Source organism: Pontibacter pudoricolor, assembly GCF_010092985.1.
GTDB classification, from domain to species: domain Bacteria; phylum Bacteroidota; class Bacteroidia; order Cytophagales; family Hymenobacteraceae; genus Pontibacter; species Pontibacter pudoricolor.
In genome coordinates this window covers 1,818,675-1,837,029 of sequence record NZ_CP048106.1, presented here as the reverse complement: position 1 = coordinate 1,837,029, position 18,355 = coordinate 1,818,675, and the positions used below count along the sequence as shown (strand labels likewise).

Below are 18,355 nucleotides of genomic sequence, written 5' to 3'. Positions count from 1 at the left end.
GCAGTTACATAACACGAATTGCATTGATAACCTGCATGGTCAGAAGCTCTTCAATGAAAATAAGGAACATAGCTGTAACCACCGATGAATTAGCCGCTTTACCAACGCCCTCGGTACCCTTGGAAGAGTGGTAGCCTTTGTAGCAACCTACCATACCTATTGTAAAACCAAACAGCACAGACTTTACCGAAGAAGCAATGATATCCAGGAAGGTAATAGCGTCGAAAACCTGCGTAAAGAAAGTAGTGAGCGTTGTAAGCTCATTCTGGTGTACGTTTACATAACCACCCAGCAAAGCAACAAACGTTGTATACATGGTCAGGGCCGGTATCATAAATGTAGTTGCCAGTACACGGCTTACTACCAGAAACTTGTATGGGTTTGTGGCCGAAACTTCCATAGCATCTATCTGCTCTGTTACACGCATAGAGCCAAGTTCTGCTCCTATACTTGAGCCTACTTTACCAGAGGCAATAATAGCAGTTACCAATGGGCCCATAGCGCGTACTATCGCCACCGAAATAAGTGCCGGTAACCAGGATGTTGCTCCGAACTCGGAGAGTGATGGGCGCGACTGGTTGGTAAAAACAATACCTATAATAAAAGCGGTGATCGTGATGAGTGGAAGTGACTTAACACCAACCTCATAGCACTGCTTTATAATTTCTCTGCCTTCGTATGGCGGGAAAAAGACTTCACGGAAAAACCTGGAAACGAAAGCATAGATCTGGTACAGTTCCAGAAACAGGCGATCCAGCCTTTTGGTAATAAAGTATTTGCGGCGGCGTGTTTTAGTTTTATCTCTGTTACTATAATCCATTGGCTGTTTTCTGGTGCCGATTTTTACTAGAGTTTTTTAAAAAATGCGAATCAGGGCTGTTAAACTGATTTACTCATCTAACGGGTAGCCCGAGATTCAGGGTTTTAAAACGCAAATGTAATTCAAATGCATTTGTATGCCTAACGTAACGCAGTTTATATAGTATATTTCGGATAAAGTAAAGTTTATAGTTGATGCGATACAACAGGGCTTATGTAACGTTTGTTTTGCCAGGTTCGATGTTTAATACGGAGAGAGTTTTGGGAATTGTGGACTAATTTCTTCCCCAATCAAGCAAAAGTAAAGTTCTGTTCCCTCTGAAAGTGGAGTTTCTGCTGTTGTTATAGTTTAGACTATCGTTTTATAGTTGTTGTTTTAACCCACCCCTACCCCTCCCAAGAGGGGAATTTCTGTTGTTGCTATAGTTTAAGTTATAGTTCTATAGTTGCAGACCAGGATCGGACAGGTCGCGACCTGTCCCTACGAAACTACAGCCACGATAAAGCGATGCAACTATAGTTTCTCAAGTAAACTATAGCAACTATAGCTATCGAACTGATCACAGTCTTTGGGTTGAGCGCCTTTGCTTTGTTGCGGTGCCGCCAGGCAACCCGAGGTACGAGGGTAGCAAGAAAGCAGCAGCGCGATGCCCTTATCGAGGGCCCCTACCCCCAAGACGGGGCCTCCCGGCCGTAAGGCACCAAGGCAAACTATAGAACGATAGGTGAGTAGAGCTCCCAGGATTAGAAGTAACTATAGAAGAAAGGCTTGGTTCAGGTTGCAACTATAGCAAACTATAGAACCCAGATTTCTCCTGACGTCGAAATGACAAAAAAGAAACTATAGGACATATAAGATCCCTCGACTGACGCTCGGGATGACGCTCGAAAAGCATAGAACTATAATCGAGACGCCTCGAAACAAGTTCGGGAATGCGACTAGCAGGAGCTGCGCATACTGCTATCCCGGCTTAAACTATATAAACCTGAAATACGAAATTTACTTTGAAGCAACCCTGTCCGGGTTATCCGTTAAAAAACCTTTCCAGGATTTAGCTCCGGACTTGGCATTATTCCCTTTCTGATAATGATGACACAACGCAACCGATAAAGCATCCGTCGCATCGAACATCTTGGGGTCTGGCTGAATTTTCAGGATCTGCACCAGCATGCTGGCAACCTGCTCTTTGGAGGCATTTCCATTTCCGGTAACCGATTGTTTTACTTTTTTAGGCGCATACTCTACGTAAGGAATGTCGCGGGAAAGAGCGGCGGCAATGGCAACTCCCTGGGCACGGCCTAGTTTCAGCATACTCTGCACGTTCACACCAAAGAAAGGAGACTCGATGGCCAGCTCGTCGGGAAGGTATTCGTCGATGAGCTGTATCATACGGTCAAAAATTTTCTTTAACTTGATGGCGTGGTTGCTGTAACTTTTAAGGTGAATAACGCCATACTGCACTACCTTTACCTTAGAACCTGTAACTTCAATCAGGCCGTAGCCCATAACCTGGGTGCCGGGGTCGATGCCGAGAATAAGTTTGTTTGGCGGAAGCGCAGAAGAGTAAACCATAAGTCTGCAAAAATAAGACAATATCTTGAACATTGCCTCAAACAGAAGGTTCCTTTTACTTGCCGCTAAACTGCTGGTGGTCATCGTCACGCTCTACCTGCTTTACAGTACCATTTTTACCGCGCCCGATACTTTTTTAAGCTGGCGAAATATTTTACAGAATGCTGTAGCAAGCCAATTTAGCTGGCTTTTCGTAGCTACTGCGTTGCTTATACCTTTTAACTGGGGCTTTGAGGCGCGGAAGTGGCAGTTGCTTGGTCAAAAGCTAGAGCCCATCTCTTACTGGCGAGCCTACCGGGCTGTGATGGTTGGTTTAACGCTGGGCTTTATCACGCCAAACCGACTGGGAGATTACGCCGGCCGTGTGCTCGAACTTAAAAGCAAACAACGCCTGGAGGCCATAGGAGCCATCTTTATCGGGCGGTTTTGCCAGTTGGTGGCTACAGTTATAGTTGGGTCGGTTGGGTTAATCTACTTTATAGTAACTTTCTTTTGGGCAGCTTATCCGGGTGTATCCTTAAGCCTGATCTTTCTGCTGGTAGCCGTTTCTGCAGCGTCGTTATTGCTTTTGTATAATGCGCAGGCGATGGTGGCGGTTATTTCTGCTATAAAGCCGATACGAAAATTTGTTAGCTACGTGTCTATCATGGCGCGCTATAGTTCTGCAGAGATTTCGAGGTTATTGATCCTTTCACTTTGCCGCTATGCTGTTTTCCTGTTACAGTTTATATTGCTGCTGATACTTTTTGAAGTAAAGCTGAGTGCGTTGCAATACGTGTGTGGCGTTGCCGGTACGTTCTTTATCAAATCTATAGTTCCGTCGGTTAGTTTACTTTCTGACCTGGGCGCGCGCGAGCTTTCGGCAATGTACCTGTTTGGCTTACTGGGCCAGGACCGGTTGCAGATACTGAGTGCGAGCCTGAGTTTGTGGCTGCTGAATATTGCAGTACCAAGTGTGGCAGGTTTGTACTTTGTGCTGCGGCTGCGCTTTTTCAGGAAAGGAGTAGCCGCATGACATGGGCTATTATGTTGCTGCTTATAGTTTCATTGGCAAGCTATAGTTGGGTTATCATTCGTAGGTGGGTGGCCTGGGCAAAAATTCCGGAACCAATTATACCGGGTGGCTGGACCCCAACTATAAAACTCTCCATCATAATTCCTGTCCGTAACGAGGCTGCTAATATTTTAAGCTTACTTCAGGACCTGGAAAAACAGCATTACCCCAAATTGCTTTTTGAAGTTATAGTGGTAGATGATCATTCCGAAGACGAAACCAGAACTATAGTTCAGCAATTCAGTCAGACTTCCAGGTTAACTATAAAAGTTGTTGAGTTGAATAATTATGTTAACTATAGTGGTAAAAAAGCTGCAGTACAAAAAGGAGTAGAGTTGGCGGAAGGGGAGTTGCTCGTATTTACTGACGGTGATTGCCGCGTGCAACCGGAGTGGCTTCAGCTTTATAGTTATAGTTATCAAACCTATCAACCCGATTTTATCAGCGGGCCTGTCAGTTTTTACAATACCCCTGGTTTACTGGAGCGTATGCAGCTGGTAGAGTTTGCAAGCCTGATAGGTATTGGCGGAGCCTCCATAGGGATTGGGAAACCAAATATGTGCAATGGCGCTAACCTGGCCTATACCAAACAGATTTTCGGAGAAGTGAACGGCTTTGACGGGAATGAAACTATAGCCAGCGGCGACGACGAGTTTCTGCTGCACAAGATCCACCAAAAGTACCCCGGGAAAGCCTTTTTCCTGAAACATAAAAAAGCTATAGTTTACACCGAAGCACGCAAAACCATAAGCAGTTTCCTGAGCCAGCGCATCAGGTGGGCAAGTAAGTGGCGGGCGTACCAGGATGCGGATGTAAAGCTCCTCGCGCTGATCGTTTTTATAGTTAATCTGGTACTTTTTGTGGTATTATTAATGGCGATCGGCGGAATTTTTCCAGTATCAGCATTTATTGCCGGTTTAGTTGCCAAGTTCGCTGCAGATTTCTTATTTTTATCTCGTATACTGAGCTTTTTAGGCCGGAAACAATACATTTGGTACATGTTTCCCCTGCAACTGGTTTACATCCCTTATGTGGTGGTAACGGCTGTCTTAGGCTTAGCCGGGCGCTACCGCTGGAAAGGAAGAACAATACAGAACCGATGACAGAAAACGAATTCGACATACTTGATGAGCTTTACTTTGTAGCCTCCTACCCGGACCTGCGCAGCACGCTTTCGCTTTCGGATGAAGAGCTTTGTGCGGGGCTGCAGTCGCTGCTCAGGAAAGGCTATATCCGTATTATGTACCCTGACCAGGATACGGAACATGCCTATGATCCGAGCACGTTCAGCAAGCATTGCCAGGATTACTTTTTCCTGGCTACAAAAGCTGGCCTGGTAGTGCATAACTCAATTTAAATGGCTGTACTACAAAAAGACAAAGCTGCAAACCGTCCGCCTTCCTATTATATCAGGCAGCGCCTGTTGCAGAACAAACCTGCCATGGTTGGGCTGGGCATTATTTTGCTGGCTATAGTGGTAGCCATTCTGGGTTACGCCATTATGCCTGATAGTACGCCAAATGCAAACAACGGCCTGGTGCAGATCCAGAAAAAAAATCCCGGTTTCTCAACGCAGGTGCTGCGCATTGCTAAAGCAAATACTGCTGCAGACGTTAACCCTCTAGCGTTTATACTTTTCGGAGCACCTGAAGATTACAGCGAAATTCCCATCGAAAGCTATAGTTTTAAAGGCGACAGCCTGCAGGTGCATCCCTTACGCAGCAACAATGCCATGGCCGACCAGCCCCGGACGTTTGCACTGAAAGAAATTGTGGGAGATTCTGAAAACATTAGTTCAGGTTCGGAGTTACAGAAAACTATAGAAGACGAATACATACGCGATAAAACTTTCTGGCTGGGTACTGATAAAGCCGGGCGCGATGTGATGAGCCGTTTAATTCTGGGTACCCGCATTTCGCTGGGTATCGGGTTTGTGGCCGTTCTGATATCGTTAGTAGTAGGTATTGCGGTTGGTGCCGCTGGCGGCTATTTTGGTGGGTGGGTAGATAAACTCATGACATTCCTGATGACGGTGGTATGGTCGGTGCCGAGTATTATGCTGGTAATTGCCATTAGCCTGGCGCTGGATAGCAAAGGCGTTTGGGTAGCTTTTGTGGCAGTTGGCCTGACGATGTGGGTAGAAGTTGCGCGCGTAGTACGTGGTCAGATTCTCGGTTTAAAAGAAAAGACTTACATAGAAGCTGCTCAGGTTCTGGGGGTTCCGGAGAGAACTATTATTTTAAGACACCTGCTTCCGAACATGATGGGACCCTTAATCGTTATTGCCACAGCCAACTTTGCGTCGGCGATACTTATTGAGGCCGGCCTAAGCTTTTTGGGCCTTGGCGTACAGCCACCTGCACCAAGCTGGGGCATGATGGTGAACGAAGGTTTTCAGCTGATAGGGGCGAAGGCTGGATTGTATTTAGTACTATTACCAAGTTTATGCATAAGCGTGCTGGTGTTGGCATTTAACCTGTTGGGAAATGGCCTGCGCGATGCATATGATCCAAAGATTCCGTTGACAAATGGCTGAGAGTAGCACACCAAATATATTGCAGGAACTGAACCTGAAAAAACTGGAACTTTCGGCATTGCTCGAGATTACGCAGGCTATTAATGAAAACCTGCCCGAGGCTGCCTTGTATAAGATCTATCGTTTTACGCTGCTTGCCCAGTTACAGATCAGCAGGCTGGTGTTATATGTGCACGACGAGCAGTGGGAATGTAAGGCCGATTTTGGTACACAGCAGGACTTTAAAAAACAGGACCTTCCGGAAGCCATCACCTCGCTTAAGGAAATTACCTATACCTCTAAATTACAGGTAGATAAAAAATGGCGCGCCTTCGAGATCGTGATTCCGGTATTGCATAACGGCAAAGTGCTGGCTTTTGTGATGATCGGGAAAATGCAGCCTTTTTATACCAATGTAGAGGCCCTGAATTTTGTGCAGACGGTAAGTAATATTATGCTGGTTGCTATCGAGAACCACAAAATGGCCCGCCAGCGGCTTGCCCAGGAATCTATAAGAAGAGAGATTGAAATTGCCCGTGAAGTGCAGGCTATGCTCTTCCCGAAAGCGTTGCCAAACGATAAGGATGTGGTTATACATGCCAGCTATATTCCGCACTCGTCTATAGGTGGCGACTATTACGACTACATTGAGATTGACCAGGACCGGTTCCTGTTTTGCATAGCTGACGTATCTGGTAAGGGCGTTCCGGCTTCTTTACTGATGTCTAATTTCCAGGCTGGCCTGCGAACTATACTTCGCCAGACATCAGACCTTAACACTGTAGTTGCCGAACTAAATAACCTGATCTATAGAAACGCGATCGCAGAGAAATTCATTACATCGTTTATGGGCCTTTATAATCGTAAAACCCGTGAGCTTTGTTATGTAAATGCCGGCCATAATTCGCCAATACTTTTGTTTGAGAACAACACACACCAGCTCCTGAACGAAGGCTGTACCATGCTAGGCGCGTTTGACGTGCTGCCATTTATGTCGGTAACAAGCATCCAAATCCCGGAAAATGCGATGATCCTTTGCTATACCGATGGCTTGACAGAAGTTTTTGATGAAGATGATTCTGAATTCGGGATTGAGCGAACTATAAACTTCCTGCAGTCGCACCGTTTCCTGAGCTCTAAAATGCTGCACCTGCAACTGCTCCGCGAAATAAACCTGTATAACGAAGACGCTACACTGAACGACGATATTACGCTGCTTTCGTGCAGGTTTAAATAGATTAATGGTTAAAAGGCTGCATGGTTAAATTGTTTTGTGGCCATCATGAGCTACTTTAGCAGATTCATCAATTAAGCAATTTAACAATCCAACAATTTAGCTTTGCTCCGCCTCTTCAAAACGCCTTATCTCATGAAAAAAATTTTGCCTGGCTATACCTGGCATCGGGAGGTGGCGGGCAAAAAACTGTTTTTAACGTTTGATGACGGACCAATTCCGGGAGTAACGCCCTTTGTGCTGGAGCAATTAGCTAACTATAACGCTAAGGCAACTTTCTTTTGCGTAGGTGATAACCTGGAAAAACATACTGACATAGCGCAACAAGTGTTGGCATCCGGACATAAAATTGCCAATCATACTTACAACCACTTAAAAGGCTGGCAAACTCCATTTGATGAATACCTGCAGAACGTGCAGCAATGCCAGGATATTTTAGATACTATAGTTGCAGCCACTACAGAAGAAAAACCATTGTTCCGGCCACCTTACGGCAGAATAACAACTGCGCAGGCAACAGCCTTGCGGCCAACCTATGAGCTGATTATGTGGGATGTGCTGACCAATGATTATGATGCCACGCTTTCACCCGACAGCTGCCTGAGGCAAAGCATAAAAAAAACCCGGAGTGGCAGTATCATCGTTTTCCACGATAGCCTGAAAGCGGAACGGAACATGCGTTATGCGCTACCCCGGTTTCTGGAGCATTTCACGAGTCTGGGTTACACGTTCGAGCTGTTATGACGATTTCAGTAATCTATTTTATAGTTTACTTTTCCATTTTCCTGGTGCTGCTGTACCTGCTGGTTTTTAACCGAAAGCGCTATAGTTTAAAACTTACCAACCAACCCCGCATCAGTATTTTAATTGCCGCCCGTAACGAAGAACATACCATTCTGCGGTGCCTTTCCGCAATTGATGCCCTTACTTATCCGAAAGAGAAAATAGAAGTCCTGATCGGTAACGATGCCTCAACAGACAACACGCTTGCTATAGTTGAAGACTACATCAAGGACAAACCTAACTATAGGTGTGTCACGATCACTGAAAATATTGGCCACACGCGTGGCAAAGCAAATGTACTGGCACAACTGGCGCATCACGCTACCACTGACTATTTTTTTTATACCGATGCCGATATTGCTGTGCCGACGAACTGGGTGCAGAAAATGCTGTCTGCACTTACTGATAAAGTGGGCGTAGTTACCGGCATCACAACTATAACCGGCAACCGTTTCTTCCATAAAATGCAAGCCCTGGACTGGCTGTATGCGCTTGGGCTGGTACAGGTGGTGTCAGATAAAGGGTTGCCTGTTACAACTATGGGTAACAACATGCTGCTGCGCCGCGAGGCATACGAAAGTGTAGGCGGATTTGAAGGAATTAAGTTTTCAATAACGGAAGACATTGCCATTTTTAACGAGATACTGCGCAAGGGCTGGGATTTCAGAAATATCTATAGCCGGGATGTGCTGGCGTTGTCGTTGCCGGCGGCCAATTTTGTGCAGTACATAAACCAACGCAAACGCTGGATGAGCGGCGCGATGCACTTACCCTGGTATATGGCTATCATCTTTATTCTTCATTCTGCTTACTACCCGGTGCTTATTCCTTTCTTTGCTTACACCTCGGTAGGGGTAATGGGGAGTATTTTTGTGCTCAAGCTCATTTTCCAGAGTATTTTCCTGCATATCTGCCTGCGCCGTCTGAATTTGGCCGTAACGTGGCTTTATTACGTGCTTTTCGAACTATACCTTGTTGTTTCATCTGTATTGCTCATCATTTACTTTTTTATGCCGGTAAAGACAGTCTGGAAAGGAAGAAAATACTAAGAGTTAGAAAGTTTGTAAGCTAGAAAGTTTGGAAGTTAGAGAGTTAAAGAACTGCCATCAAATCAACTTTTAACAATTCAACCACCAACCATTTAACAATTAACAATCAACAATTAGCTTTAACTTGCAGCTTTAATTTGTAATACCCATTGGCTTACAGTTGATGATAATTTATAGTTGAGAATGAAATTAGTTGATTCGCACGCACACATTTACTCCGAAGAGTTTAAGGAAGACCAGGCAGCGGCTGTGGCAAAAGCTATGGCAGCAGGTGTAGAAAAGATCTACATGCCCAACATCGACCATACGACTATAGATGCGATGCTGGAGACCGAAGCTGCTTTTCCGGGTCAATGCCTACCGATGATGGGTCTGCACCCAACTTATGTAAAGAAAGATTTTGAGCGCGAACTATACCTGGTGGAGGAGTGGCTGAACAAGCGCCAGTTTGCGGCTGTTGGAGAGTGCGGTATTGATCTGTATTGGGATAAGACCTTTCTGCCACAGCAGCAGGAAGCACTGAAAGTACAGCTGGAGCTTGCTAAAAAATATAAGTTACCCATCGTATTACATACCCGCGACTCTTTTGACGAAACCTACGAATTGGTAGCAGCCGCTCAGGACGGAACCTTACGCGGTATTTTTCATTGCTTTTCGGGCACAACGGAGCAGGCTGCTAAGGTTAAAGAACTTCACTTTTTAATGGGAATTGGCGGTGTAGCTACGTTCAAAAACGGAGGATTGGACAAAGTGCTTCCACATGTAGCGCTGGAAGACCTTGTCCTGGAAACCGATTGTCCTTACCTGGCGCCAGTGCCGCATCGTGGCAAGCGTAACGAACCGGCTTACATTCCGCTGGTACTCAAACGTGTTGCCGAGCTGATGCAAAAACCGGAAGAAGAGGTAGCAGCTATAACTACCCAAAACGCCCTGAACCTGTTCAAACTATAGTTATGCAAACGGTAAAAGTACACATCGACACGGCAGCTCCTGACAACCCGGAAGCATCTATTCTCATTATATACACAGGCGGAACTGTAGGAATGGTATTTGATGAAGAGGCCCAACATCTTGTGCCATTCAACTTTAGTCAGATACCGGATAAAGTACCGGAACTGAAACAGTTCAATTACCTGCTTACCGTAATCAGTATCGAGCCGGTTATCGATTCGTCAAACATAACGATAGCGGATTGGCTGATGCTGGCAAAACTGATAGAAGAGAACTATAACGACTATGATGGTTTTGTAGTGCTGCACGGTACTGATACGATGGCTTATAGTGCATCGGCGCTGAGTTACTTACTGGAGAACCTGCAAAAGCCAGTGATCTTTACAGGAGCGCAGGTTCCGATAGGTCTGATTCGTACTGATGCGCGTGAAAATTTGATTACCGCCTTACAGATTGCAGGTACAAAAGCGCATGTAAAGTGTCGGGTGCCGGAGATAAGTATCTTTTTCCATAATCTGCTATTGCGTGGTAACCGGGCCAAAAAAGTAGAGAGCAGCCATTTCGATGCCTTTAAATCAGAGAACTATCCACCACTGGCAGAAGCCGGCATCGACATTGATTTTTATGACGAAAACATACTTCCCTGCCCGTTGCAGCCGCTTAAAGTGCATCATCAGCTCGACCCTAATGTAGTTATACTAAAGCTGTTTCCGGGCATAACTGAAGCAGTGGTACGAAGTATACTGCAGGCACCGGGTATACGCGGGGTTTTAATGGAAACGTTTGGTTCCGGCAATGCGCCAACTTCGGCATGGTTCTTAAACCTGTTGAGGGAAGCTATAGAGCGTGGAGTTTTTATACTAAATGTAAGCCAGTGCGACGAGGGCCGCGTGGACCAGGGCCGCTATGAAACAAGTAAATACCTGTTAAACATGGGGGTAATTGGTGGAGCTGATATAACTACTGAAGCTGCCGTAACCAAGCTGATGTTTGTGCTGGGCCTGAACTTATCTAAAGAAGAAACTATAAAACTGCTCTCTGAGAACCTGCGGGGTGAAATAAGTCTGTAAAATGGATTGTGATAAGGATGCTATAGTTTGCAACTATAAAAATTTAAAGTGTATCTTTGCACGCAATTAGAGAGCTGTCCGAGTGGTCGAAGGAGCACGCCTGGAAAGTGTGTATACCCCACAAGGGTATCAAGGGTTCGAATCCCTTGCTCTCTGCTTAACTTAAAAAGACCCGCTTACATTTATAAGCGGGTCTTTTGTTTTTTATACTGTATCTATAGTTTGGCTGAGCAGCCAGGCTTGAGTAAAGACTCTTAAAAAAACAGGAAAATACTTTACGTATGAATATATTATAATGTTATAGTACAAGTATTTGGCGTAACTAATCCGTATTAGTGTTTTATGGTTTTACAGCACGCCTCCATTTCCGAAACAATCACCACTGACCAGTCAGGTTATTCTATACGTTACAGCGAACCTCTCAGCTTGGTTGAGGTTGCGCTAAACGATACTGTTTCATTGAATGAACTGCAGCTCAAGCTTTCTCATTTACTGGAAGTTATAGAAGATAAGCAGCCATTATACCTCCTTGCCGACACACGAAAATTCAGTTTACTCGGTAACGAAGGGCAGAAGGTCATAAGAAACAACTTTTTGTTGCCGCTTACTACATCTTCTGTTATAAAGTTTGCGCGGATTACCGAGCCGGATGTGTTTACTCAAGCCGTTATTGATAGTTTATTAAGTGCAGTTGAGTGCGAAACAGTTTTTGGGTGCAGCATGCAATCCTTTACAGATCGTGAATCTGCCCTGGACTGGCTTTATAGTTCGTAACTGCTTAAAACAAAAGCCCTGCAGCAGCTACTACAGGGCTAATTGTTAACACAAACAACCAACAACTATTTTACATCTTTATAAGATCTTCAAAGTAAACTTTGCGGGTCAGCTTAGTGCTTACTTACGCAAAAATGTTTGCTGAGGGTAGCACTGCGAAAAGTCTGTAACGCCTACAAAATAGCCACCTATAAAAATACCGGCCCCCATATTTACGGCCTCCTCACAAGCATAATAATCCACTACACCACCATCTATAGTTGCAAATTCCATCAGGTCATCCTGGTGTAGCGTACCGTTAAAAGAAGCAGGTAAAACTGGCTGGCTTAAGCAATCACATTCTGTCAGGATGCTATAAGTAAGGTTCATGCAGCGTATGCTTTAGTTTCTTGAGACAATATTAATCAATAGCCATACCTGATAACAGGAAAACTAATGGCAGATGTTAACTTGTGAAATACTAATAAGGCATTGCATGGTTACAGGTTGATTTGCCTGTGTTGTATTACATTAAGACAAAGGCTGAATAAGTTACTCGGCTATTTCCAGTTTATCAGGAGAAACTATAGAACTGGTTGGCGAGAGAATGAGGTTAAAAGTAACATTTGTCACCTACCTCTTTCCTGTGTTATACGCACTAAATTATAGCTGCAGATTTGCAGGGCTAGCACTGTGAGCGCCAGGAATCCCCCCGGAAAAGCTACCAACCACCATGCTGATAAGTTTGAGCGGATACCCGCAATGGTGCGCCCCCAGCTCGGGAACGTTGCCGGAAGTCCAATCCCCAGAAATGAAAGTGTTGATTCAATAGCCAGAAGTCCACCTACACCAAAAATAAAGACTACTACAACCGGGCTGATCAGGTTCGGAATGGCTTCCCTGAAAATAATACGTTTATGCGACATGCCGGTACTTAAAGCAGCCTCCATGTAAGGCAGTTGTTTTATTCGGAGCATCTCAGCGCGGGAAAGACGAGCGGTTGCGGTCCAGTAAGTGCAGATCAGAATGATAGAAAGTAACATAACCGATGGTGGTGCAAAAGCAGAAACACTTATCAGGATAAGTAATTTCGGCAAACTGGTAAGTAACTCTATGGTGCGTAATGTAATGCTATCAAAAGGAATTTTCGCCTTCACCCTCAGAAAGGAAAGCCTGGCTACGAGCGGCCGTATAACAAACCACAAAAATAAACAGATGCTGATACCGGCGGCCAAGGAGATGTAAACTATAGTTGCGGGCAGATCATATGTTACCACTTGCAAGGGCACGTACAGAAAGTAATATGACAGCAGTAAAACACAGCAGATTCCTGTAAACAAGGCAGCCCGCTCCAGCTTAATCTCATTGTTTCCAACATATCCTGCCAGTGCACCTATAGTGGTACCTACAAACGAAGAAATAAGCATGACAGGCATCGCTATCAGTAAGCCATTTCGGGCACCATATAAGGTGTTTACCAGTACATCTCTCCCCAGCTGGTCTGTACCCAATATGTGTAAACTGCTTTCAAATGGTTTTAGAAATACATTTTCCAGGTCCAGTTGGTTTGGAGCATAGGGGAGGGGCAGGAAAGGCAGAACAAGTACCAGAATCAGAAGTGCAAGCAAATAGAGCAGCGCTATTTTAAAACTCCACCTGCTTTTCCAGAGCGCAGCTATGTCTAACATCAAGGTTCTCATTTAGCCGAGTTTTTTATTCTTGGGTCTGCCAGTGCATATAAAACATCGGCCAGTGCATGAGAAATCATTTTAAAAACCGCAATTACGACTACTATGCCTACAATAACAGGGAAATCCCGGGCAAGAACACTGTTTACCAGCAAACGACCGATACCGGGTATAGCAAAAATAATCTCTATAATACCTGTGCCTGCCACAAGTGCTGGCAACATATCTGATAAGATCGTAATAATTGGTAAGAGCGCATTCCGAAGGGCGTGGCGGGTAATTATACTATAGTTTCGAAGGCCCTTTGCGCGGGCAGTTTTAATGTAACCGGCTTGCATTGTGCCTGCCAGCGAACTATAAAACTGGTTAGTAAGGTAGGGCAGATTGGTCAGCACCAGGCAGAATATAGGTAGAGCCAGGTAAGGAAGCTTAAAAAGAAGAGATGTTAAGACCCCGTTGTTACCAACTGAACTATAGCCAAGTCCGAAAACCGGGAAAAGCTGTAGGGCATCGGGGCTAGCCAACAGCAGCAACAGCAGCAGGCTCAGCACAAACAGCGGGAGGCTATCCAGCACGATAAGGAATGAGAGCAGTAGCGATGGCCATTTGGATTCCTGCCAGAGTACCATTGTAATACCTGCCATTAAAGCCAGAACTATTGTTATAGCCATGCTAAAAAGCATTATCCAGATGGTATTGCCTGCAGCTTCAGCAATTACTTCGGTTACTGGTCTGGTGCTGGCAAAAGACTCGCCCAGGCTGCCGGTTAAAACTTCTGCTGCCCAGATGTGATACAGGTTCTCTGTGCCATTCCAGGTTAGGTCAGGCACTAAGTAACTATAGCCTGTGTGAGTCTCTGCTGCGTCTATAGTTGTAAAGCCTACATAAAAGAGTGGTAATTGCTGCTTTGTGCGTTTCAGGAGCTGCTCGTAGGCAATGGTCTTCTGTTGCTGCGATCCTTTGCTGTAAAATCCTGAGTCATCTGTAAACAACTGCTCACCAAATGCGCCTGGCAATATCCTGCTCAGCAAAAAGATAGCAGAAACCATTACCCATAAAACAGGTATGGCATAAAGCAAACGGCGGAATAAGTGGCGTAGCATAAAGGCAGCTACTATTTTTTAATCAGGAATGCACTTACATCATAGTTTGGCGATAAGCCCGATACTTTCGTGTTCTGGAAACGTTTGTGTATTGCCAACCGCTCTTTTGTATAGTACAGCACTATAAACGTAGCCTCTTCCAGCATCAGTTTCTGTAATTGCTTCAGGTAAGTAGCTTTCTGTCTTGTGTCTGTTGCTTTGTTTATAGTTTGTAGCAGCGCATCAGTTTCAGTATTTCCGAAACCAGTATAGTTGGTGCCGCCCTTAGCAGCATGAGATGTATGCAGAATCGGCTCAAAGTTAAAGGCAAACGGATTCCCACTCAGCGGCCGGAAGAACATCTCGAATTTATGCTCCCTGGAGTTTTGTGTGAACAGGTTGCCTTCCTGCGCTTCTATCTGTACCGGTATGCGCAATTCTGCCGCACTCTGCTGAAAAATAAGTGCTGTTGATTCGATTATGTTATTGCCTGCTTTATAGGTTACAACTATAGATAGTTGTTGCTCTTTGCCATTTATCTTTTTAAACCAACCTGTGTTACGTTCCTGCCAGCCCGCCGCAAGTAATAATTGTTTTGCCTTTGCCGGATCAAGCGTATAAGGTTTTAAATCAGAATTATAGAACTCTGTAAGCGTTGGAGGAATTATGCCTGCTGTTGGAGTGGCATATTGCTGCTGTGTTATCTTTATATAGTTTGAAACATCAAGTAAGTAGGCAATGGCCTGACGGGTTTGCTTGTCAGAGAATTTAGGTAAACGGCTGTTGATGCCAGCATATACAGATTTATAAGAATCAGGTGTGAAGAGGTCGAAGTCTTCCTGAAAGTCTTTGTTTTGCTTAAGTTGGTCAAACTCCCGGGCAGGTATATCTCTCAGCACATCCAGCTGACGGTTTTTGAGTGCTAACAGTGCGGTGGTGTTATCCGGTATGATCTGAAGTGTAATGTGTTCCGGATTTGCTGTCAGGTTAGAGGCATTTGTGTTTTTGCCCCACCAATCCTTTTTTTGCCGGAGCTTTATATACTGCCCCGGCACCCATTCCTCTAGTGTGTATCCTGCGCTACCTTGTAATATTTTACCGTTGTTGTTGTAGGCAGGTGTATTAAACTGAGCCGCAAAAGCCTTGATATTATTATGGTTTTCAAGCTTGGAAAGGCTGTCTGTAAATGCGGCTACAGGTATATTTTTTAAAAGATTTTCAGGGTCAAATAAATAAGCCGGAATTATAAAAAAGTCTCCGGATAACAATTCCATTTCTGGTGTGAAGCTATCACAGACGAAGGTGAATTTCCTGTTATTGTCTTTGTTCTGAACCAGGTCACGGATAAAGGCGACCTGCGTTTTTACTTGTTCATTTTGTACTAACGGTGCTTTTAAAACCTTTAAGGTAAAGGCAATGTCATCTGATGTTACAGGAGACCCGTCCGACCAGCTGGCTTCGTCTCTAAGCTCGTAGGTAATCAGGGTTACAGAATCTTTTTGCTCAATAAGAGGCCGGTCTTTAACTAAAACTGGCTTCAGTTGGTCATCTTCCAAGTCAACACCTAGCAGGCTCTGAAACAAAAGATTAATAACCTGCAATCCCTCCGAATCGGAGTAGTTAACAGGGCTGAGCGTCATCGGTTCAGTTGCTAACCGGATCCTTACCTCCTCTGGCTGTCGCTGAGGTTGTGAGCAAAAAGAAAGAGATAAAAGTAAGCTAACAAGTAACGGATATAGTTTCCTCATCTGGCAAAAGTCCTTTGGCTAAAAGATTTCAGAGCAAGATAAGGAAAATAACTATTTGTTATCCGTGGTTATTCCCAATTACCTTGGCCTCCATCAGCAGTAGAATTCTGCTGTTCAGTTTTTGCTTTAGTTTCGGCTATCTTTTGCTCTTCTTTAACTTTATCTGAGTCTGCGCCAGTTACTATGGTGGTTATCTGCAATATTATTGCAATTAAGATTTCTATCATGTCAGGGTCTATTTTTTAGATTTATCTAAACAAAGATTTATAATATATAGCTGACGGCAAAGGAATGTTAATTTAAAAAAGTAACTATGCATTTAGTAAAAAATAATTATATTTTTAGGGATTAATTGCCTCTAATTAGGTTGAGGTCAATGCTTGTTATTTGGAACTTAGGGTAAATATTCTAGATAAGTAACATTTTGATCTAAATAAATATATTTTACCCTTAAAAGCATGTAAACCTATATTGGTAAATTCATAATAAAAGTTTTAATAATATGAATTTACAATGTTGTATATAAGTTTATAAATATTTTTTAAATTGCTTATTATGCAGGAAATCGAACAGTTAATTAATGTACTTCAAGTTATTTCATCAAAAAATATACAGAGCTTTTTTAGCCATAAGAGTAAGAGTCTGGAGGGTGAGTTTATTGAGAATGTAACGCAAGGTAATTTTAAAACTGATACAGAAGCAGCATATAAACTGTACGGAACTGATCAAAGTGACGTGCGCTTTAAGATGCTTAAACATAGGGTAAAAAAAAAGCTGCATAATGCGCTGATAACTGCAGATATTACTACAGGCCGGCTACCATTACGAAGAGAGGTAGAATGTGAAAAACTACTTCTATTATCAAAAATATTGTTAAAGCAGAAAGAGTTTTCTATAGTTTTAGGCTTATGTAAAAAAATTAAGACCCTAGCTTTAGAGTTTGAGTTTAATGACCTGGTGTTGAATGCTTTAGAGATCGAATTAGAGTGTCTGACCAGTCAGGGCGGGTTAAAACTCTATAAGAACAGTAGAGACGAGTTTTTGAAGTATTCTGAAATAGTAAGTTTAGAAAAGGAAGCCGCCTCCCTTTTTCAACTTTCCATGGTACATCTAAAGAGCACAGTAAAGAACAGAAAGCTATATTTAGGTGAACTTCCAAACCTGATTACAAGACTCAGAACCATTTGGGATGAAACAAAAACTTTCAGCTGTTTTTACTATTTCTATAGAACATCAATGTTATTTTATGAGCTTATTGGCAATTTTGGCGAAATAATAAAAATAACAGAAGAGGCGGAAAGTTTAGTAAGGGCCAATAAAATCAATGCGCAGCGGTTTGAGACAAATTTAAATGCCTATATGCTTATTTATGCACATTTAAGGACAAAGGAGTTCTCAAATGGATTAAAGTATGCAAGTGATTTTTATAATTTGTTTGACTCTAATACTAAGAACTGGTTTGCTTACATGGAAAATTATTTCCTTCTGGCGGTCCATGCAAAAAATTATGAACTAGCTTCAGTTCTGTTGCACCGAGTGCGATCAAATACAAGCTATAATATTATTACAAAGGCTGCCGCAGAAAGATGGCAATTGTATACTGCTTACCTGTATTTTATAGATTCCTCTTACTCTATACTAGAAGGCTTCAATTATCAGAAATTTATTACTTCAATTACAGAATACAGTAAAGACAAACAAGGATTTAATGTAGCAATTTTAATACTTCAGTTTTTATATTTTTTACAAAAAGGAGATACAGAAGGACTGTTATATAGAATTGAAAGCTTGAAGAAGTATATCCTTACACATTTAAAGGACTCCTTCAGTCTTAGAAGTAAGCTATTTTTAAAGCTACTGATGTTAACTGTAACAGAAAATTATGATGCAGCCTCCTGTAGGTTAAAGGGTGCAAAACACTATCAGAAACTTATTGAAACTCCGGCTCCTGGTGATGCTTATGCAGAAATTGAGATTGTTCCTTATGAGCATTTATGGGAGTTGATATTAGATGCAATGCCAGCTTAGTTTTTTGA

General features: G+C 43.4%; 18 protein-coding genes and 1 tRNA gene. 12 read left to right on the top strand and 7 right to left on the bottom strand.

Going from position 1 to position 18,355, the window contains the following annotated elements; all coding sequences use genetic code 11:
* Nucleotides 1-4: 4 nt before the first annotated feature.
* Together GSQ66_RS07885 and ruvC are read right to left on the bottom strand one after the other, a co-directional pair.
* On the bottom strand, nt 5-820 hold the full coding sequence (locus GSQ66_RS07885; RefSeq protein ID WP_162426965.1) for an MlaE family ABC transporter permease: 816 nt from the start codon (nt 818-820) through the stop codon (nt 5-7).
* A 999-nt stretch (nt 821-1,819) separates the two neighbouring features.
* Nucleotides 1,820-2,326, bottom strand: a complete 507-nt coding sequence (ruvC, locus tag GSQ66_RS07880; RefSeq protein ID WP_233150403.1) for a crossover junction endodeoxyribonuclease RuvC — start codon at nt 2,324-2,326, stop codon at nt 1,820-1,822.
* Nucleotides 2,327-2,417: 91 nt separating this feature from the next.
* On the opposite strand from ruvC, the gene GSQ66_RS07875 reads away from it, so the two are divergent.
* The 11 genes from GSQ66_RS07875 (at nt 2,418) to GSQ66_RS07825 (ending at nt 11,822) form a co-directional block, all read left to right on the top strand.
* Nucleotides 2,418-3,407 (top strand): lysylphosphatidylglycerol synthase domain-containing protein, encoded by a 990-nt coding sequence (locus GSQ66_RS07875; protein ID WP_162426964.1) that lies wholly within the window; start codon nt 2,418-2,420, stop codon nt 3,405-3,407.
* Complete coding sequence (locus tag GSQ66_RS07870; RefSeq protein ID WP_238395867.1) at nt 3,404-4,549, top strand: glycosyltransferase; 1,146 nt, start codon at nt 3,404-3,406, stop codon at nt 4,547-4,549. The genes GSQ66_RS07875 and GSQ66_RS07870 overlap by 4 nt, the downstream gene beginning before the upstream one ends.
* Complete coding sequence (locus tag GSQ66_RS07865) at nt 4,546-4,803, top strand: hypothetical protein (protein WP_162426963.1); 258 nt, start codon at nt 4,546-4,548, stop codon at nt 4,801-4,803. Before GSQ66_RS07870 ends, GSQ66_RS07865 begins: the two co-directional genes overlap by 4 nt.
* On the top strand, nt 4,804-5,982 hold the full coding sequence (locus tag GSQ66_RS07860; RefSeq protein WP_162426962.1) for an ABC transporter permease: 1,179 nt from the start codon (nt 4,804-4,806) through the stop codon (nt 5,980-5,982).
* Entirely contained in the window at nt 5,975-7,198 is a 1,224-nt protein-coding gene (locus tag GSQ66_RS07855) for a PP2C family protein-serine/threonine phosphatase (RefSeq protein ID WP_162426961.1), read from the top strand. Before GSQ66_RS07860 ends, GSQ66_RS07855 begins: the two co-directional genes overlap by 8 nt.
* A 132-nt stretch (nt 7,199-7,330) precedes the next feature.
* The gene (locus GSQ66_RS07850) at nt 7,331-7,939 is read left to right on the top strand and encodes a polysaccharide deacetylase family protein (protein ID WP_202923422.1); all 609 of its coding nucleotides are present in this window, start codon (nt 7,331-7,333) and stop codon (nt 7,937-7,939) included.
* Nucleotides 7,936-9,027, top strand: coding sequence for a glycosyltransferase (locus GSQ66_RS07845; protein ID WP_162426959.1), 1,092 nt, complete (start codon nt 7,936-7,938; stop codon nt 9,025-9,027). The genes GSQ66_RS07850 and GSQ66_RS07845 overlap by 4 nt, the downstream gene beginning before the upstream one ends.
* Nucleotides 9,028-9,210: 183 nt before the next feature.
* A complete protein-coding gene (locus GSQ66_RS07840; RefSeq protein WP_162426958.1) occupies nt 9,211-9,978 on the top strand; it encodes a TatD family hydrolase in 768 nt (255 codons plus the stop codon).
* A gap of 2 nt (nt 9,979-9,980) precedes the next feature.
* Complete coding sequence (locus tag GSQ66_RS07835; protein WP_162426957.1) at nt 9,981-11,048, top strand: asparaginase; 1,068 nt, start codon at nt 9,981-9,983, stop codon at nt 11,046-11,048.
* Between the two features lie 68 nt (nt 11,049-11,116).
* A tRNA-Ser gene (locus GSQ66_RS07830) sits at nt 11,117-11,204 on the top strand.
* 186 nt (nt 11,205-11,390) lie between these two features.
* The gene (locus GSQ66_RS07825; RefSeq protein ID WP_162426956.1) at nt 11,391-11,822 is read left to right on the top strand and encodes a hypothetical protein; all 432 of its coding nucleotides are present in this window, start codon (nt 11,391-11,393) and stop codon (nt 11,820-11,822) included.
* A 120-nt stretch (nt 11,823-11,942) separates the two neighbouring features.
* Here the strand turns inward: GSQ66_RS07825 and GSQ66_RS07820 are convergent, their stop codons facing one another.
* From GSQ66_RS07820 to GSQ66_RS07800, 5 genes are all read right to left on the bottom strand, one after another.
* Entirely contained in the window at nt 11,943-12,191 is a 249-nt protein-coding gene (locus tag GSQ66_RS07820; protein ID WP_162426955.1) for a hypothetical protein, read from the bottom strand.
* 239 nt (nt 12,192-12,430) lie between these two features.
* Complete coding sequence (locus GSQ66_RS07815; RefSeq protein ID WP_162426954.1) at nt 12,431-13,501, bottom strand: ABC transporter permease; 1,071 nt, start codon at nt 13,499-13,501, stop codon at nt 12,431-12,433.
* Nucleotides 13,498-14,592 carry an ABC transporter permease gene (locus GSQ66_RS07810; protein ID WP_162426953.1) on the bottom strand — a complete coding sequence of 365 codons (1,095 nt, stop codon included), beginning with the start codon at nt 14,590-14,592 and terminating at the stop codon, nt 13,498-13,500. Before GSQ66_RS07810 ends, GSQ66_RS07815 begins: the two co-directional genes overlap by 4 nt.
* A gap of 11 nt (nt 14,593-14,603) precedes the next feature.
* The gene (locus tag GSQ66_RS07805; RefSeq protein WP_238395866.1) at nt 14,604-16,211 is read right to left on the bottom strand and encodes an ABC transporter substrate-binding protein; all 1,608 of its coding nucleotides are present in this window, start codon (nt 16,209-16,211) and stop codon (nt 14,604-14,606) included.
* 176 nt (nt 16,212-16,387) lie between these two features.
* On the bottom strand, nt 16,388-16,546 hold the full coding sequence (locus GSQ66_RS07800; protein WP_162426951.1) for a hypothetical protein: 159 nt from the start codon (nt 16,544-16,546) through the stop codon (nt 16,388-16,390).
* 328 nt (nt 16,547-16,874) lie between these two features.
* Here GSQ66_RS07800 and GSQ66_RS07795 point away from each other — a divergent pair, with 328 nt between their 5' ends.
* A complete protein-coding gene (locus tag GSQ66_RS07795; protein ID WP_162426950.1) occupies nt 16,875-18,347 on the top strand; it encodes a hypothetical protein in 1,473 nt (490 codons plus the stop codon).
* Nucleotides 18,348-18,355 lie beyond the last annotated feature (8 nt).